This window comes from Kitasatospora sp. YST-16 (assembly GCF_026802215.1).
In the GTDB taxonomy this organism is placed as follows: Bacteria; Actinomycetota; Actinomycetes; order Streptomycetales; family Streptomycetaceae; genus Kitasatospora; species Kitasatospora cineracea.
The window spans coordinates 7,598,310-7,616,079 of the sequence record NZ_CP113837.1 but is presented as its reverse complement, the minus strand read 5'-3'; the positions used below and the strand labels follow the sequence as shown (position 1 = coordinate 7,616,079).

Here is a 17,770-nt window from a genome sequence, read left to right as displayed (position 1 = left end):
GGGCGGGGCGGCGCTCAGCGGCGGACGGCGGTGACCAGGTGGGCGGCGGTGCGCAGGCGGACGCCGTCGGGGCCGTGGTGGGGGGCGAGGGCTGCGGTGAAGGCGGCCCGGGCGCGCGGGGCGGCGTCGGCGGGGTGCTCGGGGTCGAGCAGGGTGAGCAGGTGGCGGCCGGGGCCGGAGCCGAGCAGCAGGTCGGCGGCGTCCGCGGGGTCGGCGCCGAAGCGGCCCGCGGACTCGACGGGCTCGGTGCGGACGCGGTCGAACCCGGCGGCGTCCAGGGTGCGGCGGACGACGGCCGGGTCGGCGAGCGAGAACATGCCGGGGCCGTCGGCGGGGCCGGGCTCCGGCGCGGGGACGCCGAGCAGGTCGCGGACGGTGTCGTACAGCCGGACCCACTCGGTGCGGGCGGGGTCGGCCATGCAGACGAAGGCGAGCCGGCCGCCGGGGCGCAGGGCGCGGGCGAGGTTGGTGAAGGCGGCGACCGGGTCGGCGAAGAACATGACGCCGAAGCGGCTGACCGCCACGTCGAAGGCGGCGGCGGGCAGCGGGTGGACCTGGGCGTCGCCCTGCTCGAAGGCGATCCGGTCGCCGAGCCCTTCGGCGGCGGCCAGGGCCCGGGCGGTGGCGAGCATCGGGCCGGAGAGGTCGAGTCCGAGGGTGGCGGCGGCGGTGCGGGCGGCCAGCCGGGTGGTCTGCCCGGCGCCGCAGCCGACGTCGAGGACGCGGGTGCGGGCGTCGATCGCGGCGGCGGCGAGCAGCGGCGCGTTGAAGCCTTCGTTGACGGCGTTCCAGCGGTCCTGGTGGTCGCTCCAGTGACGCCCCTCGGGGCCGTTCCAGGCGTCGGACTGAGCGGTGTTGGCGGTGGCGGGCATGGGTTCCCCGGTCGGGACAGTAGTATGGGCGATCGCCCATACCCACAGTATGGGCAGATGCCCATACCGGCAAGGCCGACCCCAGGAGGACCCGTGTCACCGCGCGGCGTAGCGATCCCCGACGTTCGGGAGCGGCTGTTCGCCGCCGCCGAACGGGTGCTCTCCCGGGAGGGGCCCGCCGGGCTGACCAACCGCTCGGTCACCGAGGAGGCGGGCTGCGCGAAGGGCCTGCTCTACAACCACTTCGCCGACCTGGACGACTTCGTCGCGCAGCTGGTCCTGGACCGCTTCGAACGGGTCGCCGCCGAGGTCGCCCCGCTGGCCGACCGGGCCGGTCAGGGCGAGGTCCGGGAGAACCTGGCCCGGGCCGCGCTGGTCCTGCTCGGCGCCGACGGCCCGGTGGTCGCCGCCGCTGCGGTCTCCCGCAGCGGCGTGGCCGACCGCGTCCGGCGGGCCTGGCGGGACGGCGCGCCCGGGCCCGGCACGGTGCAGGACGCGCTGGCCGGCTACCTGGCCGCCGAGCAGCGGCTCGGCCGGCTCTCCCCCGCCGCCGACGGCCCGGTGATCGCGCTCGCCCTGGTCGGCACCGTCCACCACCTGCTGATGCACGGTCACGCCGAGCCCGCCGACCACCCGTCGCTGATCCGCCGTCTGGTCGCCGCGCTGGTACCGCCCTTCGGGGGCGGAGCCGAAGCCGGGGGCGGGGGCGGAACCGGATCCGAAGCCGGGGACGGGGGCGGCGGTGGTACCGCGGTACCACCCGCGGCCGAATGATCGTCCCTGGGTGCCGCCGTCCGGGCCCGGGCCGGGCCTAGCGTGGCAGCAGAGGCGGTCGGGACGGCCCGGCCCCGCAGCGGCAGGGAGCGGACCGGATGATCGAGGCGCAGCAGCTCGACCAAGCGCTACGGCGAGAAGACCGCCGTCGACGGGCTGGACTTCACCGTCAAGCCGGGCAGCGTGACCGGGTTCCTGGGCCCGAACGGTGCCGGGAAGTCCACCACCATGCGGATGATCGTCGGCCTGGACGCGCCGAGCAGCGGCTCGGTGCGGGTCAACGGGCGCCGCTACGCCGAGCACGCCGCGCCGCTGCAGGAGGTCGGCGCGCTGCTGGAGGCCAAGTCGATCCACCCGGGGCGTTCGGCCTTCAACCACCTGATGGCGCTGGCCCACACCCACGGCATCCCGCGCGCCCGGGTGGACGAGGTGATCGGCCTGACCGGCCTGGAGTCGGTGGCGAAGAAGCGCGCCGGGGCGTTCTCGCTCGGCATGGGGCAGCGGCTGGGCATCGCGGCGGCCCTGCTCGGCGACCCGGCCACGGTGATGCTCGACGAGCCGGTCAACGGCCTCGACCCGGAGGGCGTGCTGTGGATCCGCAACCTGCTCACCGGCCTGGCCGCCGAGGGGCGCACCGTGTTCGTCTCCTCGCACCTGATGAGCGAGGTCGCGCTGGTCGCCGACCACCTGATCGTGGTCGGCCGGGGCCGGCTGCTGGCCGACACCACCGTGCAGGAGCTGGTCCGGCAGGCGGGCGGCGACCGGGTGACGGTCGCCTCCGCCGACCCGGCGAAGCTGCGCGAACTGCTCACCGGCCCCGGCGTGGAGATCACCGGCCGGACGGGCGCCGAGGAGCTGGAGGTGACCGGCCTGACGGCCCGCCGGATCGGCACCGTCGCGGCCGAACACGGCATCGCACTCTATGAGTTGGCCACCCGGACGGTCTCGCTGGAGCAGGCGTTCATGGACCTGACCCGGGACGCCGTGGAGTATCACGGCTCGACCACCACCCACCCCGTCGAGACTTCGAGGAGCGCCGCGTGAGCACCATCGCCCCCACCCCCGCCCCGTCCTCGGCCGCCGCCGAGCGCCCCGCCCGTCCGCCGTACAAGGTCACCGCCGCCCGGGTGCTGCGCTCGGAGTGGGCGAAGGCCTGGTCGCTGCGCTCGACCTGGATCACCCTGGGCCTCGGGCTGGTCTTCCTGGTGGCGTTCGGCCTGATCGCCGCCTACCAGTTCAAGTCCCGGCTGACCTCCGGCCGGCACATGGACCGGGACTTCGCCGACGCCAACGCGCTCACCCTGTCGCTGTTCGGCACCAACTTCGCGCAGCTCGCGCTCGGCGTGCTGGGCGTGCTGATCGCGGCGGGCGAGTACTCGACCGGCATGATCCGCTCCACGCTGGCCGCGGTGCCGCGCCGGCTGCCGGTGCTGTGGGCGAAGGCCCTGGTGTACGGGGCGGTCGCGCTGGTGCTGGCCACCGTCGGGGTGTTCGTGGCCTTCCTGTTCGGCAGCGGGATCCTGTCCGGCACCAAGGCGGCGCTGACCTTCTCCGACCCGGGCGTGGTGCGCGGCCTGTTCGGCGCGGGCCTGTACCTGGCCCTGGTGGGCGTGATCGGCGTCGCGCTGGGCATGCTGCTGCGCTCGATCGCGGGCGGCATCTCGGTGCTGGTCGCCTCGCTGATGCTGGTGCCCGGCCTGGTGTCGCTGCTGCCCAGCTCCTGGCACGACCACATCAACCCGTACCTGCCGAGCAACGCCGGCCAGGCGATGTTCGCCCTCACCCACGACAGCACCACCCTGTCGCCCGGCGCCGGACTGGCCGTCTTCGCCCTGTGGACGGTGGCGGCGCTGGCGGGCGCGGCGGTGCGGCTGCTGCGGCGCGACGCGTAGGCGACACGACGCGCGGGCGGCGCGGTGTGTCGCCCGCACGGCGCACCGGCGACGCGACGCGCGGGCGACACCGCGCGAGGGCGCTTCGGCCGCACGCGCCGCGCCTGACAGACTGACCTGCCGCGGGGCCCCGGCCGCACCGAGCGCCGGGGCCCCGCGGCACCCGCCGTCCGACCACCCCCGGGGTTCCCCGTGCACGACCCGGCCACCCCAGTCCCCGTCCCCGCTGTCCCCGTCTCCCCTGCCCCCGTCCCCACTGCCCCCGCCGTCACCTCCGGGCCCGAGTCCGGCCATCCGTTCCTGGACCGGCTCGCCCGGGCCGGGCAGCGGCTGCGCGGGCTGGACGGGCGGTGGCCGTGGCTGCTGGACGCGGCCGTGGTGGCCGGGGCGTTCCTGGTGTTCTGCGTGCCGGAACTGGTGCGCGGTGAGGACGACGAGGGCCCGCGCGAGCACCACGTGGTCTTCACCCACCTGCCGCTGCCCGCCACCCTGGCCTTCCAGGCCGCGCTGCTGCTGCCGCTGCTGTGGCGCCGCCGCCGCCCGGGGACGGCGTTCGCCGTGGTGGGCGCGGTGTTCCTGGTGCAGTGGTCACTGGGCGCGGCGCTGCGGGCGGACGCGGCGCTGCTGCTGGCGCTGTACGCGCTGGCCCTGCACGGGCGGCTGCGCACCCTGGCCTGGGCGTGCGCGGCCAGTGCGGCGGGGGCGGTGGTGGTGGCGCTCCGGCTGTCCTCGGCGGTGTCGGTGTGGGACGTGCTGTTCTTCCTGGCCGCGGCGGTGACGGCGGCCGTCGCGGTGGGCATCGCGGTCCGGGTCCGCCGGGCGCAGCCGGCGGGCCTGCGCGAGCGGGCGGCCCGGCTGGAGGTGGAGCGCGACCAGCGCAGCCGGCTGGCCGCGGCGACCGAGCGGACCAGGGTGGCCCGGGAGATGCACGACATCATCGGCCACAACCTGTCGGTGATCATCACGCTGGCGGACGGCGGCGCGTACGCGGCCCGTTCCGCGCCGGAGCGCGGCCGGGAGGCGCTGGCGCTGATCGGCGACTCGGGCCGGCAGGCGCTGGGCGAGCTGCGCCGGATGCTGGGCGTGCTGCGCGAGCACGGCGACGGCCCCGAGCTGGCCCCGCAGCCGGGCATCGCCGACCTGGCCGGGCTGTGCGGGCGGATCCGCTCGGCCGGCCCGGAGGTGGTGCACCGCACCGAGGGCGACCTGGAGTCGCTGGACCGCGGGGTGCAGCTGATGGTCTACCGGATCGTCCAGGAGGCGCTGACCAACACCCTCAAGCACGCGGGCCCCGCGGCCCGGGCCCGGGTGTCGGTCTCGCTGGCCGGGGCCCGGCTGCTGGTCCGGGTGGACGACGACGGCGGCGACGGCAACAGGCCGGGCGGCGACGGCCCCGGCAGCGGGCCGGGCGGCGCTCCGGACGGGGACGGGCAGGGCGTCACCGGCATGCGGGAGCGGGCCGCGCTGTACGGTGGCGCCGTCACGGCGGGCCCGGCCCCGGGCGGGGGCTGGTCGGTGGTCGCCGACCTGGACGTCACGCCGGTCGCCGACCTGGACCTCGCCCCGCCCGCCCCGCTCCTCCCGCCTGCTCCGTCCACCCAGCCCGTCCCGTCCACCCCGCCCGTTCAGCCCGCACCGCCCGCACCGCCCGTCCTCGACCCGGCCGGAGGCCCGGCATGACCAGCGTCCTGATCGTGGACGACCAGCCCCTGCAGCGCTTCGGCTTCCGGATGCTGCTGGAGAGCCAGCCCGACACCTCGGTCGCCGGGGAGGCCGGGCACGGTGCGGAGGCGGTCCGGCTGGCCGCCGAGCTGCGGCCGGACGTGGTGCTGATGGACATCCGGATGCCCGGCATGGACGGCATCGAGGCGACCCGGCTGATCGTCGCCTCGGGCGGCCGCTCCCGGGTCCTGGTGCTGACCACCTTCGACCTGGACGAGTACGCGCACGCCGCGCTGCGCTCCGGGGCCAGCGGCTTCCTGCTCAAGGACGCCCGCCCCGAGGAGCTCCTGGCGGGCGTCCGGGCGGTGGCCGGGGGCGACGCGGTGGTGGCGCCCGCGATCACCCGCCGCCTGCTCGACGCGTACGCCCACCACCTGCCGGTGCGGCTGCCCGGGGCGGTGGACCAGGACCCGCGGCTGGCCGCGCTGACCGGCCGGGAGCGGGAGATCCTGCTCGCGGTCGGCCAGGGCTGGACCAACGGCGAGATCGCCGAGCGCCTGGTGCTGTCCGAGTCGACCGTCAAGACCCACGTCGGCCGGGTCCTCGCCAAGATCGGCGCCCGGGACCGCGTCCAGGCGGTGATCTTCGCCTACGACCTGGGCCTGACCCGGCCCAACCCGCCGTCCTAGCAGGCTTCCTGACGTAACAACAAGTGCATGATTTTTCACTCATATAGTTACTGCCATGCAATTGGATCTGAATCTGCTCACCGCTCTGGACGCGCTGCTGGAAGAGGGCAGCGTGGCCGGAGCCGCGGACCGGCTCCACGTCACCGCGCCGGCGATGAGCCGCTCGCTGGGCCGCATCCGCAAAGCCACCGGCGACCAGATCCTGGTGCGCACCGGACGCCACATGACGCCCACCCCTCGCGCACTGGCCATGCGCACCAAGGTCCACGTCCTGGTGCAGCAGGCCCACCGACTGCTGTCCGCCCGTACGGACCTCGATCTGGCGGGCCTGGAGCGGGTGTTCACCGTCCGCCTGCACGACGCCCTCACCACCGCCTGCGGGACCGCCCTGGTCGCCGCGGTGCACCGCCAGGCCCCGAAGGTGAAGATGCGCCTGACGGTCGAGCCCGGCCACGACACCCCCGAGCTGCGGCGCGGCGAGGTCGATGTGGCCTCCAGTGCCGGGCCCCCGCCCCAGCCCGACATCCGGCACCGCCTGATCGGCCGGGACCGGATCATCCTCGCGGTCCGGGCGGGTCATCCGCTCACCGAGGGGCCGGTGACCGTCGAGCGGTACGCGGCGGCCGATCACGTGACCGTCTCCCGGCGGGGGAGCCTGCGCGACCGGGTCGACGACGTCGTCGCCGCCCTCGGCCACGAGCGCCGCGTCATCGTCTCCGCCCCCGCGACGGACACCGCCCTGCAACTCGCCCGCGACGCCGACGTCGTGGTCGCCCTCCCCGACGCGGTCACCCGCTCCGCCCGCGACCAACTGGGCCTGACCACACTGCCGTTGCCGTTCGACCTGCCGCCCGTGCCGCTCTACCTGCTCTGGCACCAGCGCTACGACGACGACCCCGCCCACACCTGGCTGCTCGACCTGGCGACCCGGACCCTCCAGGACCTGTTCGCCGCTCCGGACGCTTCCGACCGGTAGCGTCCTCCTCCATGGGCTCTGCGAACGCGTCGGCGACGCGTCCGGTCCGGTACGTCGCAACTGCCGGGCTATAGTTGCGGGATCGCGAAAAACGGTGCCCCGTACGTCCATCCACCGGGCACCGCTCGTACATCGATGCAGAGAGCTTCTGACCGGTGAGCGTCTCCGGCCGAGAGCGGACCGTCGCACCCGCTCACGGCGCCGACCGCCGCCGACGCCTGTCGGCGCCACCCAGGAGCGCAGCATGCAGAAGACCATCGCCATCATCGGAGCCGGACTCGGCGGGCTCACGCTCGCCCGGGTGCTCCGGACCCACGGCATCACCGCGACGATCTACGAGGGCGAGGCCTCGGCAACGGCCCGCGCACAGGGCGGCCTGCTCGACATCGACGAGGAGACCGGACAGGTCGCGCTCCGCGCAGCGGGCCTGTACGACGGGTTCCTCGCCCTGGTCCGCCCGGGCGAGGACGCCAAGCGCGTCGTCGACCGCCACGGCACCGTCCTGTTCGACCGGCCCGCGGACCCCGGATCGGCCCGCCCGGAGGTGGATCGCGGCGCACTGCGGCGCCTGCTCATCGACTCGCTGGCACCCGGGACGATCAGGTGGGGCCACAAGCTCACCTCGCTCCGGCACCGCACGGCGGGCGGCTACGACCTCGCCTTCGCGGGAGGCTCCACCGCGCGCGCCGACCTCGTCATCGGCGCGGACGGCGCCTGGTCGAAGGTGCGGCCGCTGCTCACCCCCGCCACGCCCTCCTACAGCGGAACCTGTTTCGTCGAGATCGCCCTCACCCCGGACGACCGCACCCACCGGGCGAGCGCGGCCGCGATCGGCAGCGGCACGCTGATGGCGCTCGCCCCGGGCAGGGGCATCCTCGTCCACCGGTACGCGGACGGGCACGTGCGCGGATACGCGGCGCTGAACAGGCCCGAGGAGTGGATGGGGCCGATCGCCTCCGGCGACCGGACCGCCGCCCTCGGCCGGGTCGCCGCCGAGTTCGACGGCTGGTCACCGCTGCTCACCGCCTTCGTGGCCCGGAGCGAGTCGGAGCCGTGGCTGCGGCCCGTCCACGCCCTTCCCGTCGGGCTCGCGTGGGACAGGGTGCCCGGAGTGACGCTCGTCGGTGACGCCGCGCACCTGATGTCGCCCTTCGCCGGTGAGGGCGCGAACCTCGCCATGTACGACGGCGCCGACCTGGCGGGCGAGTTGGCCGCACGACCCGACGACACCGAGACCGCGCTCGCCGCCTACGAGGAGCGGCTGTTCCCGCGCGGCAGCGAAGCCGCGGGCCGCTCCGCGCGGAACCTGGAGGTCTTCTTCGGCCCGGAGGCACCGCAGAGCGTGGTCACCCTGTTCGACCGGCCCCGCCCCGAGTGACCGAACGCGCCGAGTCCCGGGGCACCGCACCCGGCCCGGCGGTTCGGCCGGACAGGGCCTAGGACGCGGGGGCGTGGCCGGGGAGGCGGGTGCGGAAGGTGGTGCCGGGGCCGTCGGCCACCGTGAGGGTGCCGCCGTGCAGGGTGGCGATGTCGCGGGCGATCGGCAGGCCGAGGCCGGTGCCGCCGTGGTCGCGGCTGCGGGCGTCGTCGAGGCGGGTGAAGCGTTCGAAGACCTTCTCGCGGTCGGCGGGGGCGATGGCGGGGCCGTCGTTGGTGACGTCCAGCACGACGCTGCCGTCGGCGGGGTCGGTGCCGACCCGGACGGTGACCCGGCTGCGGGCGTGCCGCTGGGCGTTGTCGAGCAGGTTGGTGAGCAGCCGGCCCAGCCACAGGCGGTTGCCGAGCACCAGGGCGCCGTCCCGGACGTGCAGGTCGACGGGGTGGCGGGGGGTGCCGCGGGAGTCGGCGGTGGTGCGGGCGAGTTCGGCGAGGTCGAGCGTCTCGCGGGGGCCGTCGTGGCCGGCCGCGTCGAGGCGGGCCAGCAGCAGCAGGTCGGCGGCCAGCGACTGGAGGCGGTCGGTGTCCTGGAGCGCCCCGGCGACCATGTCGGCGCGGACCGCCGGGTCGGGGTGGGTGTGGGCGACCTCCAGCTGGGTGCGCAGCACGGCGAGCGGGCTGCGCAGTTCGTGCGAGGCGTCGGCGATGAAGCGGCGCTGGCGCAGGCCGGCCGATTCGAGCCGGTCGAGCATGGCGTTCATGGTGTGGGCGAGCCGGGCGATCTCGTCGTCGCTGCCGGGTTCGGGGACCCGCCGGTCGAGGTCGCGGTCGCCGATCCCGGCGACCTCGGAGCGGATCGCCTCCACCGGCCGCAGGGCCCGCCCGGTGGCCCGCCAGGTGACCGCGCCGACGGTGGTGACCAGGACGGCGCTGAGCACGGCGAGCGCGGCGGTGGTGAGGTCCTCGGCGGTGTCGGCGGTGTGCAGCGAGGCGCCGACCCGGATGGTGACCGGCCCGGACGGGGTGCCGGTGGTGACGGTGGTGACCCGCTGGTGGTGCTCGTCGCCGAGCGCGCCGAGGTCGAAGGTGGAGTGGCCGTCGCTGGTGCCGGTGGGGGCTAGGGCGGGGCGTCCGGCCAGGTTCTGGCTGGCCGCGACGACGTTCCCGGCGGCGTCGGTGACCTGGATGAAGTCGGTGCCGTGGTCGAGCGGCAGCTGCCCGGGCAGGTGCCCGTCGGCGGCCAGCCCGGCCACCGCGAGGGCCTGTTCGCGGGCCCCGGCCTCGACGGTGCGCTCCAGGTTGACCCGCAGCAGCAGCACCACGGCGGCGGAGGCGATCAGCAGGACGACGGCGACGGCGGCGCAGGCCGCGATGGTGGTGCGGGTGCGCACCGAGCGGGGCGCGAGGCGGAGGACGGCGGCGGCCGCGCGGGCCCGGAGCGCGGCCGCCCGGGCCCGCCCCGCTCCGGGCCGGCCGGCCGCCGTCGGGCTCCGGTCAGCCACCGTCGGGCTCCAGCCGGTAGCCCGCGCCGCGCACGGTCTGCAGGGCGCTGCGGCCGAACGGGGTGTCGATCTTGCGGCGCAGCGCGCTGATGTGCACCTCGACGGTGTTGGGGTCGCTGTCGGCGGCGGCGTCCCAGACCTGTTCGAGGATCTCCCGCTTGGAGACCGCCTCGCCGGCCCGCCGGGCCAGGTGGTCGAGGACCGCGAACTCGCGCGGCGTCAGCGCGATCGGCGTGCCGCCCCGGGTGCAGGTGCGGGCGGCGGAGTCGACCACCAGGTCGCCGAGCACGGCCCGGCGCGGGGCCCGGGAGCCGATCCGGCGGGCCAGCGCCTTGAGCCGGGCGACCAGCACCACGAAGGAGAACGGCTTGGACAGGTAGTCGTCGGCGCCGGTGTCGAGCGCCTCCGCCTCGTCCCACTCGCCGTCCTTCGCGGTGAGCATCAGGATGCCCGCGTCGCTGCCGGCCGCCCGCAGCCGGGCGCAGACCCGGTAGCCGTTGAGGCCTGGCAGCATGATGTCCAGGATGATCACGTCGTAGGACCGGTCGGTGGCCCGGGCCAGCCCGGACAGCCCGTCGTGCACGATGTCGACGTCGAAGCCCTCCGCCTCCAGCCCGTGCTTGATCGCCAGGGCCAGCCGCTGTTCGTCCTCCACCACCAGTACGCGCATGCCCCCAGGGTGGCAGGTCGGCGCGGCCCGTAGCTGAAGGCGTCTTCAGGTCTTCAGCAACCCTTCAGCGCGCCCCGGCCATGCTGGCCCCGGCCTTCGAACGCGCGCCCGCCCGCCTGCCGGGCGGCGGCCCGTCCGGGGCCGGGCACACACGGAACACCGGCAACGCGAGCGGGAGTGGGCGGCGTGGACGAGCAGGAGCGGTCGGGGGCGGGGCGGACGGTGCCGCCGTGGCTGCGCGGGCGGGCCGCCCGCTGGGGCGGCGGGGTCGCGGTCGCGGCCCTGCTGGTCGGTGGCGGGGCGGCGGCGGTCGCGGCCACCGAGCACCACGAGCGCCACGAGCACCGCGGCGGGCCCGCCGCCGCCCGGGGCGAGCAGCGCGACGGGTCGGAGCACGGCCGGGAGCAGCGCGGCGAGCGGCGCGACCGGGGCGAGCGCGGAGACGACGGGAGCCGCTCCGGACAGCGGTCCGGCGGGCGTCCGACCCGGCAGGCCGCTCCGGCACCGCTGCCCTCGCTGGACGCCGCCGACGCGCTCGTCAAGGCGGCGTCCGCGGTGCCGGGCGGCCGCGCCGAGTCGATCCGGGCGGCGACCGCGGCCGACGGCGGCCGGGCCTGGCAGGCCGTGGTCCTCGGCCCGGACGGCACCCGCCACCTGGTCACGGTGGACGGCACCACCGGCGCCCTGACCGGCAACACCCCCCTCACCGGCTGACCACCGGCACCGACCCCCGGCCCTGCGCCGGGGCCCGGGCGTCCCGCCCTCGTCACCCACTCCCACTCCCTCCCCCTCCCCCTTCCGGAAGGAACGCCCCGCAGTGAGCAGTAGCAGCACCGCCGTCCCCGTCTCCCCCACGCACCGGCGCCGGCCGTCCGGGGCGGGGGTGGTGAGCAAGGTGCCCGCGGTGACCGCCGGGTTCTGGGTGGTGAAGGTCCTGACGACCGGGATGGGCGAGACCACGTCCGACTTCCTCGCGCACACGTTCGGGCCGGTCCCGGCGGTGGGCGGGGCGGCGGTACTGCTGGCCGTCGCGCTGGCCGCGCAGGCGCGGGCGGGGCGGTACCGGCCGGTCGTGTACTGGGCGGCGGTGGTGATGGTGAGCGTGTTCGGCACGATGGCCGCCGACGTGGCGCACGTGGCCGCGGGGGTGCCGTACGCGCTCTCCGCGGGCGTGTTCGCGCTGGCGCTGGCCGCGGTCTTCGCGGTGTGGCGGCGCACCGAGGGGACGCTGGCGGTGGAGACGGTGGCGGGCGGGCGCCGGGAGGTCTTCTACTGGGCGGCGGTGATGGCGACCTTCGCGCTGGGCACGGCGGTGGGCGACCTGACCGCGGCCACCCTGGGCTGGGGCTACCTGCCGTCGGGGCTGCTGTTCGCCGCGCTGATCGCGGTTCCGGCGCTGGGGTACCGGGTGCTGCGGCTGCCGCCGGTGCTCGCCTTCTGGTGGGCGTACGTGCTGACCCGTCCGCTGGGCGCGTGCTTCGCGGACTGGGCGGGGGTGAGCCGGCAGCGTGGCGGCCTGGATCTGGGGACCGGGCCGGTGAGCCTGGTGCTGGCGGTGGTGATCGCGGGCGCGGTGCTGTGGCTGGGTCGGCGGGAGCGGGCCGTTTCCTGAAGGCTCCTTCAGGTCTTCAGGATCCGTTCAGGGCACCTGGGCCATGCTGGCCGTAGTGGTGCCGCCGCCTGCCTCACACTTCCCCGGATCCTCCCCGGAAAGGCGCTTCGACGATGTTCTCCTCCTCGGCCCTGCTGGCCGTCAATCCGCTGGACGCGGGGTCGCTGCTGGCCTCGTTCGGTGCGCTGGGCATCGCGGTGGTGATGTTCGCGGAGACCGGCCTGCTGGTCGGGTTCTTCCTGCCGGGCGACTCGCTGCTGTTCACCGCGGGCCTGCTGTGCACGACGAGCGCGCACAGCGGGCCGCACCTGAACCTGGGGCAGGTGCTGGCCGCCGCGGTGGTGGGCGCGCTGGCCGGGGCGCAGGTCGGGTACCTGATCGGGAAGCGGGGCGGCCGGACGCTGCTGGCCCGGTCCCGCAACAAGCACCTGCAGAACGGGGCGGTGCGGGCGGAGGAGATCCTGACCCGGTACGGGCACGCGAAGGCGGTGGTGCTGGCCCGCTTCGTGCCGGTGGTGCGCACGGTGCTGAACCCGCTGGCGGGCGCCCTGGGGGTGGACGTCCGCACCTTCACGCTGTGGCAGGTGGTGGGCGGCCTGGTGTGGACGGTGGGGCTGGTGCTGGCCGGGTACGCGCTGGGCTCGTCGATCCCGAACGTCGACCACTACCTGCTGCCGATCGTCGCCCTGGTGGTGGTGGTCTCGCTGCTGCCGCTGCTCCTGGAGCTGCTGCGTTCGCGCCGCGGGGCCCGGGCCCGGTGACCGGCGCGGACCTGCGCCGCCGCCCCGTCGTGCTGGCTTCGGCCTGCGGCGGGGCGTTCGCGCTGCTGGCGGTGGTGGTGGCGGTGCACGGGTGGGCGCCGTTCGGGTTCGAGGCGGCCGCGGTGCGCTGGGGCGTGGCGCACCGGCCGGGCTGGGCCCGGTCGGTGGCGATGGCGGTGACCTCGCTGGGCACGGACGTCTTCCCGTACCTGCTGGCGCTGGCGGCGGGCGCGGTCGCGGTGCGCTCCACCCGCCCGGCCGGGGCGCGGCTGCCGGTCGGGGCCTGGCGGACGGCCGGGGCGCGGCGGACGGCCGCGGTGCTGCTGGCGCCGCTGGTGTGGCTGGTGGCGGGGCAGTTGCTGCGGCAGGGCCTGATGCGGGCCTTCGCCCGGCCGCGGCCGCCGGTCGCGGACTGGGCGTTCGACGCGTCGGGCTTCGCGTTCCCGTCGGGGCACGCCTTCACCTCCGCCCTGTCGGCGGGCCTGCTGGCCGTGGCCGTGGCCCGGGCCCGGCCCGGGGCCGCCCGGCTCGCGGCGGCGGGGGCGGCGCTGTTCGCGGGCGTCATCGGCTTCACCCGGGTCTACCTGGGCGTGCACTGGCCGCTGGACGTGCTGGGCGGCTGGCTGCTGGCGTCCGCCTGGCTGGCCCTGGGCGGGTGGCTGCTGGGGCTGCGCGCGCAGCGGGCGGCGGGGGCGGCCGGGCCGGGTGGTCAGCGGGCGGCGGGGGCGAGCAGGTAGCGGTGCTCGGGGCGGCCGGTGTCGCCGTAGCGGAGGGAGAGGCGCAGGCGGCGGTCCTGGGCGAGCTGTTTGAGGTAGCGCTGGGCGGTGGAGCGGGACAGGCCGGTGGCGTCGGCGACCTCCTGGGCGGAGAGGGGGGTGGCGGCGCGGCGGAGGGCGTCGAGGACCAGGTCGGTGGTGGGGGCGCTGTGGCCCTTGGGGAGGGCGGTGGCGGGTGAGGTACCGGTGCGCAGGGCGGCGAACATCCGGTCGACCTCGTCCTGGGAGGTCTCGCGGGCGGACGGCCCGGCGAGGGCGTGCCGCAGTTCGGCGTAGGCGGTGAGCTTGTCGCGCAGGCCGGCGAAACTGAACGGCTTGACCAGGTACTGGAGTGCGCCGTGCTGCATGGCGGCGTGCACGGTGGAGACGTCGCGGGCGGCGGTGACCATCATGACGTCGCACCGGATGCCGGCCTCGCGCAGCCGCCGGACCAGGACGAGCCCGGTCTCGTCGGGCAGGTGGTGGTCGAGCAGGACGAGGTGGACGGGGGCGCGTTCGAGGGTGGCGTACGCCTGGGCGGCGCTGTGCGCGGTGCCGGTGACCCGGAAGCCGGGGACCTTGGCCACGTAGGCGGCGTGGACGTCGGCGACCCGGAAGTCGTCGTCGACCACGAGGACGTCGATCATGCGTGCTCCAAGCGGGGTTCCGCGGCGCTCAGGGCCTCGGGGAGTTCGACGGTGAAGCGGGCGCCGCCGAGCGGGCCGGTGCCGACGGCGAGCCGGCCGCCGCTGCGTTCGACCAGGCGGCGGACCAGCGCGAGGCCGAGGCCCCGGGGGCGGTGGGCGGGGGCCTGCTTGCTGCTCCAACCCTCTTCGAAGACGCGTTCGCGCAGGTCGGCGGGGATGCCGGGGCCGCTGTCGGCGACTTCGACCAGCAGGGTGGTGCCGGCGGTGCGCAGCCGGACCTCGACGGTGCCGGCGGGGGCGGCGTCCATCGCGTTGTCGACCAGGTTGCCGACCACGGTGACCAGGGCGCGGGCGTCGACCAGGGCGTCGGGCAGGTGGCTGTCGGGGGTGACGGTGAGCCGGGTGCCGCGTTCCTCGGCGACGGCGGCCTTGCCGGTGAGCAGGGCGGCGGTGTGCGGGTCCTGGACGTGGCGGCCGATCCGGGCGGCGCGGGCGGCCTGGGTGCCGGACTGTTCGGAGATGAAGTCGGCGGCCTGGTCGTGGCGGCCGAGTTCGAGCAGGCCGAGCAGGGTGTGCATCCGGTTGGCGTGTTCGTGGTCCTGCGCGCGGAGCGCCTCGGTGAGGCCCCGGGTGTGGTCCAACTCCCGTACCAGGAACTCGAGTTCGGTGCGGTCGCGGAGGGTGGTGACGGCGCCGCCGTCGGCGGTGGCCATCCGGTTGACGACCAGCACGCGGTCGTCGCGGACGGCGGGCAGGTCGGCGCCCTCGACCCGGCCGGTGAGCACGTCGGCGAGCCGGCCGGGCGGCAGCAGGTCGTCGACGGTGCGGCCGGTGCAGTCCTCGGGCAGGGCGAGCAGGCGCAGCGCCTCGTCGTTGGCGAGCCGGATCCGCCCGGCGGCGTCGAGGGCGAGCATGCCCTCGCGGATGCCGTGCAGCATGGCCTCGCGTTCGATCAGCAGGGCGGCGATGTCGGCGACGGCGATGTTGTGGGTGCGGCGCTTGAGGCGGCGGGCCAGCACGAGGGTGGCGGCGAGGCCGACGACCAGGCCGGCGCCGGCGCAGAGCAGGATGCCGCCGGCCATCGAGACCAGCCGGCCGCGGATCGAGTCGTCGCTGAGGCCGACCGAGACCTCGCCGACGATCCGGCCGTCGGCGAGCCGCAGCGGGACCTTGCCGCGGGCGGTGCGGCCCAGGGTGCCGTCCTGGATGGCGGTGACGACCTCGCCGCGCAGGGCGGGTTCGGGGTCGGTGGAGACCCGCAGGCCGATCCGGGCGGGGTCGGTGTGCGAGAGCCGGATGCCCTCGGTGTCGGTGATGACGACGAACTCGGCGCGGCTGGCGAGCCGGATCCGTTCGGCGATGCCCTGCGCGGTGTCGGGGTCGCGGTCGGCGGCGGCCCGGGCGACGTCCGGGTCGGTGGCGGTGACCTGGGCGATGGTCAGGGCGCGCTGCATGGCGTCGCGGTCGAGTTCGGCGCTGACGGGGGCGAGGAACAGCCCGGCGGTGACGGCGGTGACGGCGACGGTCACCACGGTCTGGCTGAGCAGGAGTTGGGCGAAGACGCGGCGCGGCCAGTGCGGCCGGAACGGTCCGAGCGGTCGTCCCACGGTGGCGTCCTTCCTGCTCAGGCCGGGTGCGGGGTGGTGGCCACCCTATGTTTCCGGCGTGTTTCTGTCAGCCCCGCCCGGTGTTGCGCCCCCGTTTCGTTCCCCGGTTGTTGTAGCGGAAGCAAAACGAGCACAACAGCCCTCAACGCCGCAAAGCCGCGTTACGCCCGCAAGGCTCCCGCCGCCCCCGCCCGTCCTCGTAGCGTCCCGGTCCACAGCAGCGGGCCGGCGAGGGAGCCGGCCGAGGAGGTAGGTGGTTCACGTGGACCCGCACAAGGCCGGGGCCGTCCCGGCGATCGAGTTGACCGGGGCGACCAAACGCTTCCGGACGCCGTCCGGCGCCCTGCACACCGCCGTCCGGGAGCTCGACCTGACCGTCGCCCCCGGCGAGTTCGTCGCCGTCGTCGGCCCGACGGGGTGCGGCAAGTCCACCACCCTGACGCTGGTCAGCGGCCTGGAGGAGCCCACCGAGGGCGAGGTGCGGGTGTACGGGGAGCCGGTGTCCGGCATCAACGAGCACGTCGGCTTCGTCTTCCAGCAGGACGCCGTGTTCCCGTGGCGCACGGTGCTGTCGAACGTGATGGCGGGGCCCCGGTTCCGCGGCGTGCCGGCCGACCGGGCCCGGGAGAAGGCCCGCGACTGGCTGTCCCGGGTGGGCCTGTCGGCGTTCGAGGACCGCTACCCGCACCAGCTCTCCGGCGGCATGCGCAAGCGGGTCGCGCTGGCCCAGACCTTCGTCAACGACCCGCGGATCCTGCTGATGGACGAGCCGTTCTCGGCGCTGGACGTGCAGACCCGGGCGCTGATGTCGGACCAGCTGCTCGAACTGTGGGCGGGCACCGGCTCCTCGGTGGTCTTCGTGACGCACGACCTGGACGAGGCGATCGCGCTGGCGGACCGGGTGGTGGTGATGACGGCCGGACCGGCCACCGTGAAGGAGGTCTTCACCGTGGACCTGCCGCGGCCGCGCACCGTGGAGGCCGTCCGGCTGGAGCCGCGCTTCGTCGAGCTGTACCGAGAGATCTGGGCCTCGCTGGGCGAAGAGGTCCGGATCACCCGTGAGAGAGGAGCGGGTCGTGCCGCTTGAGACCGCAGCAGTAGCCCCGGCCGCCCCCACCGCCTCCCGCACCGAGGTGCGCGAGCGGGCGGCCCGCAACCGGAAGCTGGGCGTGTACGGGGCCCGGGCCGCCGTGCTGGCCGGGTTCCTCGGCCTGTGGGAGCTGTGCTCCCGGACCGGGGTGATCGACCCGTTCAACTTCTCCCAGCCGTCGAAGATCTGGAACCAGATCTGGCAGTGGGTCACCCACGGCACCGCGCAGGGCTCGCTCGGCGAGCAGATCGGCTACACCCTGTACGAGGCGCTGACCGGCTGGGTGCTGGGCGTGGTCGGCGGCGTGCTGCTGGGCATCGCACTGGGCCGGATCCGGTTCCTGGCGGACGTGTTCGGCCCGTACATCAAGGTGCTGAACGCGATCCCGCGGATCGTGCTGGCGCCGATCTTCCTGATCTGGTTCGGCCTCGGCCCGGCGTCCAAGGTCGCCTCGGCCGTGGTGCTGGTGTTCTTCCCGGTGTTCTTCAACGCCTTCCAGGGCGCCCGCGAGGTGGACCGCAACCTGGTCGCCAACGCCCGGATCCTGGGCGCCAGCAACCGGAAGGTCACCCTGCAGGTGGTCATCCCCGCCGCCACCACCTGGATCTTCACCAGCCTGCACGTCAGCTTCGGCTTCGCGCTGATCGGCGCGATCGTCGGCGAGTACATCGGCGCCACCAAGGGCCTGGGCCTGATGGTCGCGGCCGCGCAGGGCACCTTCAACGCGGCGGGCGTGTACGCCGCGATGACCATCCTGGCCGTGGTCGCGCTGTTCACCGAGGGCCTGCTGACCTTCGCCGAGAAGCGCCTGTTCCGCTGGAAGCCGGCCGACGCCGGCGACGGCCGCTGACCCCCACCCCACCCGTTCACCCCTGAGAGGCTCC

17 protein-coding genes and 1 pseudogene are annotated in these 17,770 nt (G+C 75.6%); 13 read left to right on the top strand and 5 right to left on the bottom strand.

Annotated elements, in window-relative coordinates; genetic code table 11:
* Window positions 1–14: 14 nt before the first annotated feature.
* Entirely contained in the window at window positions 15–872 is an 858-nt protein-coding gene (locus tag OU787_RS34260) for a class I SAM-dependent methyltransferase (protein WP_268658080.1), read from the bottom strand.
* A gap of 93 nt (window positions 873–965) precedes the next feature.
* Here OU787_RS34260 and OU787_RS34255 point away from each other — a divergent pair, with 93 nt between their 5' ends.
* From OU787_RS34255 to OU787_RS34225, 7 genes and pseudogenes are all read left to right on the top strand, one after another.
* Window positions 966–1,646, top strand: coding sequence for a TetR/AcrR family transcriptional regulator (locus tag OU787_RS34255; protein ID WP_268658081.1), 681 nt, complete (start codon window positions 966–968; stop codon window positions 1,644–1,646).
* 98 nt (window positions 1,647–1,744) lie between these two features.
* Window positions 1,745–2,690, top strand: a pseudogene (locus OU787_RS34250) (ABC transporter ATP-binding protein).
* Window positions 2,687–3,538, top strand: coding sequence for an ABC transporter permease subunit (locus tag OU787_RS34245; RefSeq protein WP_268658082.1), 852 nt, complete (start codon window positions 2,687–2,689; stop codon window positions 3,536–3,538). The pseudogene OU787_RS34250 and the gene OU787_RS34245 overlap by 4 nt, the downstream one beginning before the upstream one ends.
* A 192-nt stretch (window positions 3,539–3,730) precedes the next feature.
* On the top strand, window positions 3,731–5,218 hold the full coding sequence (locus OU787_RS34240) for a sensor histidine kinase (RefSeq protein WP_442788616.1): 1,488 nt from the start codon (window positions 3,731–3,733) through the stop codon (window positions 5,216–5,218).
* Window positions 5,215–5,889, top strand: coding sequence for a response regulator (locus tag OU787_RS34235; protein WP_030462036.1), 675 nt, complete (start codon window positions 5,215–5,217; stop codon window positions 5,887–5,889). The genes OU787_RS34240 and OU787_RS34235 overlap by 4 nt, the downstream gene beginning before the upstream one ends.
* Before the next feature lie 55 nt (window positions 5,890–5,944).
* Window positions 5,945–6,865: a LysR family transcriptional regulator gene (locus tag OU787_RS34230; RefSeq protein WP_268658083.1), complete on the top strand. Its 921-nt coding sequence runs from the start codon at window positions 5,945–5,947 to the stop codon at window positions 6,863–6,865.
* Between the two features lie 244 nt (window positions 6,866–7,109).
* On the top strand, window positions 7,110–8,243 hold the full coding sequence (locus OU787_RS34225) for an FAD-dependent oxidoreductase (protein WP_268658084.1): 1,134 nt from the start codon (window positions 7,110–7,112) through the stop codon (window positions 8,241–8,243).
* A 58-nt stretch (window positions 8,244–8,301) separates the two neighbouring features.
* Here the strand turns inward: OU787_RS34225 and OU787_RS34220 are convergent, their stop codons facing one another.
* Window positions 8,302–9,744, bottom strand: a complete 1,443-nt coding sequence (locus tag OU787_RS34220) for a sensor histidine kinase (RefSeq protein ID WP_268658085.1) — start codon at window positions 9,742–9,744, stop codon at window positions 8,302–8,304.
* Window positions 9,737–10,414, bottom strand: coding sequence for a response regulator transcription factor (locus OU787_RS34215; RefSeq protein ID WP_030462031.1), 678 nt, complete (start codon window positions 10,412–10,414; stop codon window positions 9,737–9,739). The genes OU787_RS34220 and OU787_RS34215 overlap by 8 nt, the downstream gene beginning before the upstream one ends.
* A gap of 186 nt (window positions 10,415–10,600) precedes the next feature.
* Here OU787_RS34215 and OU787_RS34210 point away from each other — a divergent pair, with 186 nt between their 5' ends.
* The 4 genes from OU787_RS34210 (at window position 10,601) to OU787_RS34195 (ending at window position 13,524) form a co-directional block, all read left to right on the top strand.
* Window positions 10,601–11,128 (top strand): hypothetical protein, encoded by a 528-nt coding sequence (locus OU787_RS34210; protein ID WP_157852459.1) that lies wholly within the window; start codon window positions 10,601–10,603, stop codon window positions 11,126–11,128.
* 103 nt (window positions 11,129–11,231) lie between these two features.
* The gene (locus tag OU787_RS34205) at window positions 11,232–12,026 is read left to right on the top strand and encodes a COG4705 family protein (protein WP_442788388.1); all 795 of its coding nucleotides are present in this window, start codon (window positions 11,232–11,234) and stop codon (window positions 12,024–12,026) included.
* A gap of 113 nt (window positions 12,027–12,139) precedes the next feature.
* Complete coding sequence (locus OU787_RS34200; protein ID WP_268658086.1) at window positions 12,140–12,787, top strand: DedA family protein; 648 nt, start codon at window positions 12,140–12,142, stop codon at window positions 12,785–12,787.
* Window positions 12,784–13,524, top strand: a complete 741-nt coding sequence (locus OU787_RS34195) for a phosphatase PAP2 family protein (protein ID WP_268658087.1) — start codon at window positions 12,784–12,786, stop codon at window positions 13,522–13,524. The genes OU787_RS34200 and OU787_RS34195 overlap by 4 nt, the downstream gene beginning before the upstream one ends.
* Here OU787_RS34195 and OU787_RS34190 read toward each other — a convergent pair.
* Together OU787_RS34190 and OU787_RS34185 are read right to left on the bottom strand one after the other, a co-directional pair.
* Window positions 13,497–14,189 (bottom strand): response regulator, encoded by a 693-nt coding sequence (locus OU787_RS34190; RefSeq protein WP_030462026.1) that lies wholly within the window; start codon window positions 14,187–14,189, stop codon window positions 13,497–13,499. The two genes, OU787_RS34195 and OU787_RS34190, sit on opposite strands and share 28 nt — an antisense overlap.
* A complete protein-coding gene (locus OU787_RS34185; protein ID WP_030462025.1) occupies window positions 14,186–15,796 on the bottom strand; it encodes an ATP-binding protein in 1,611 nt (536 codons plus the stop codon). Before OU787_RS34185 ends, OU787_RS34190 begins: the two co-directional genes overlap by 4 nt.
* A gap of 262 nt (window positions 15,797–16,058) precedes the next feature.
* Between OU787_RS34185 and OU787_RS34180 the strand changes: the two genes are divergently transcribed.
* Entirely contained in the window at window positions 16,059–16,883 is an 825-nt protein-coding gene (locus tag OU787_RS34180; protein WP_123558673.1) for an ABC transporter ATP-binding protein, read from the top strand.
* On the top strand, window positions 16,873–17,736 hold the full coding sequence (locus OU787_RS34175) for an ABC transporter permease (protein ID WP_030462023.1): 864 nt from the start codon (window positions 16,873–16,875) through the stop codon (window positions 17,734–17,736). Before OU787_RS34180 ends, OU787_RS34175 begins: the two co-directional genes overlap by 11 nt.
* Window positions 17,737–17,770: the final 34 nt, after the last annotated feature.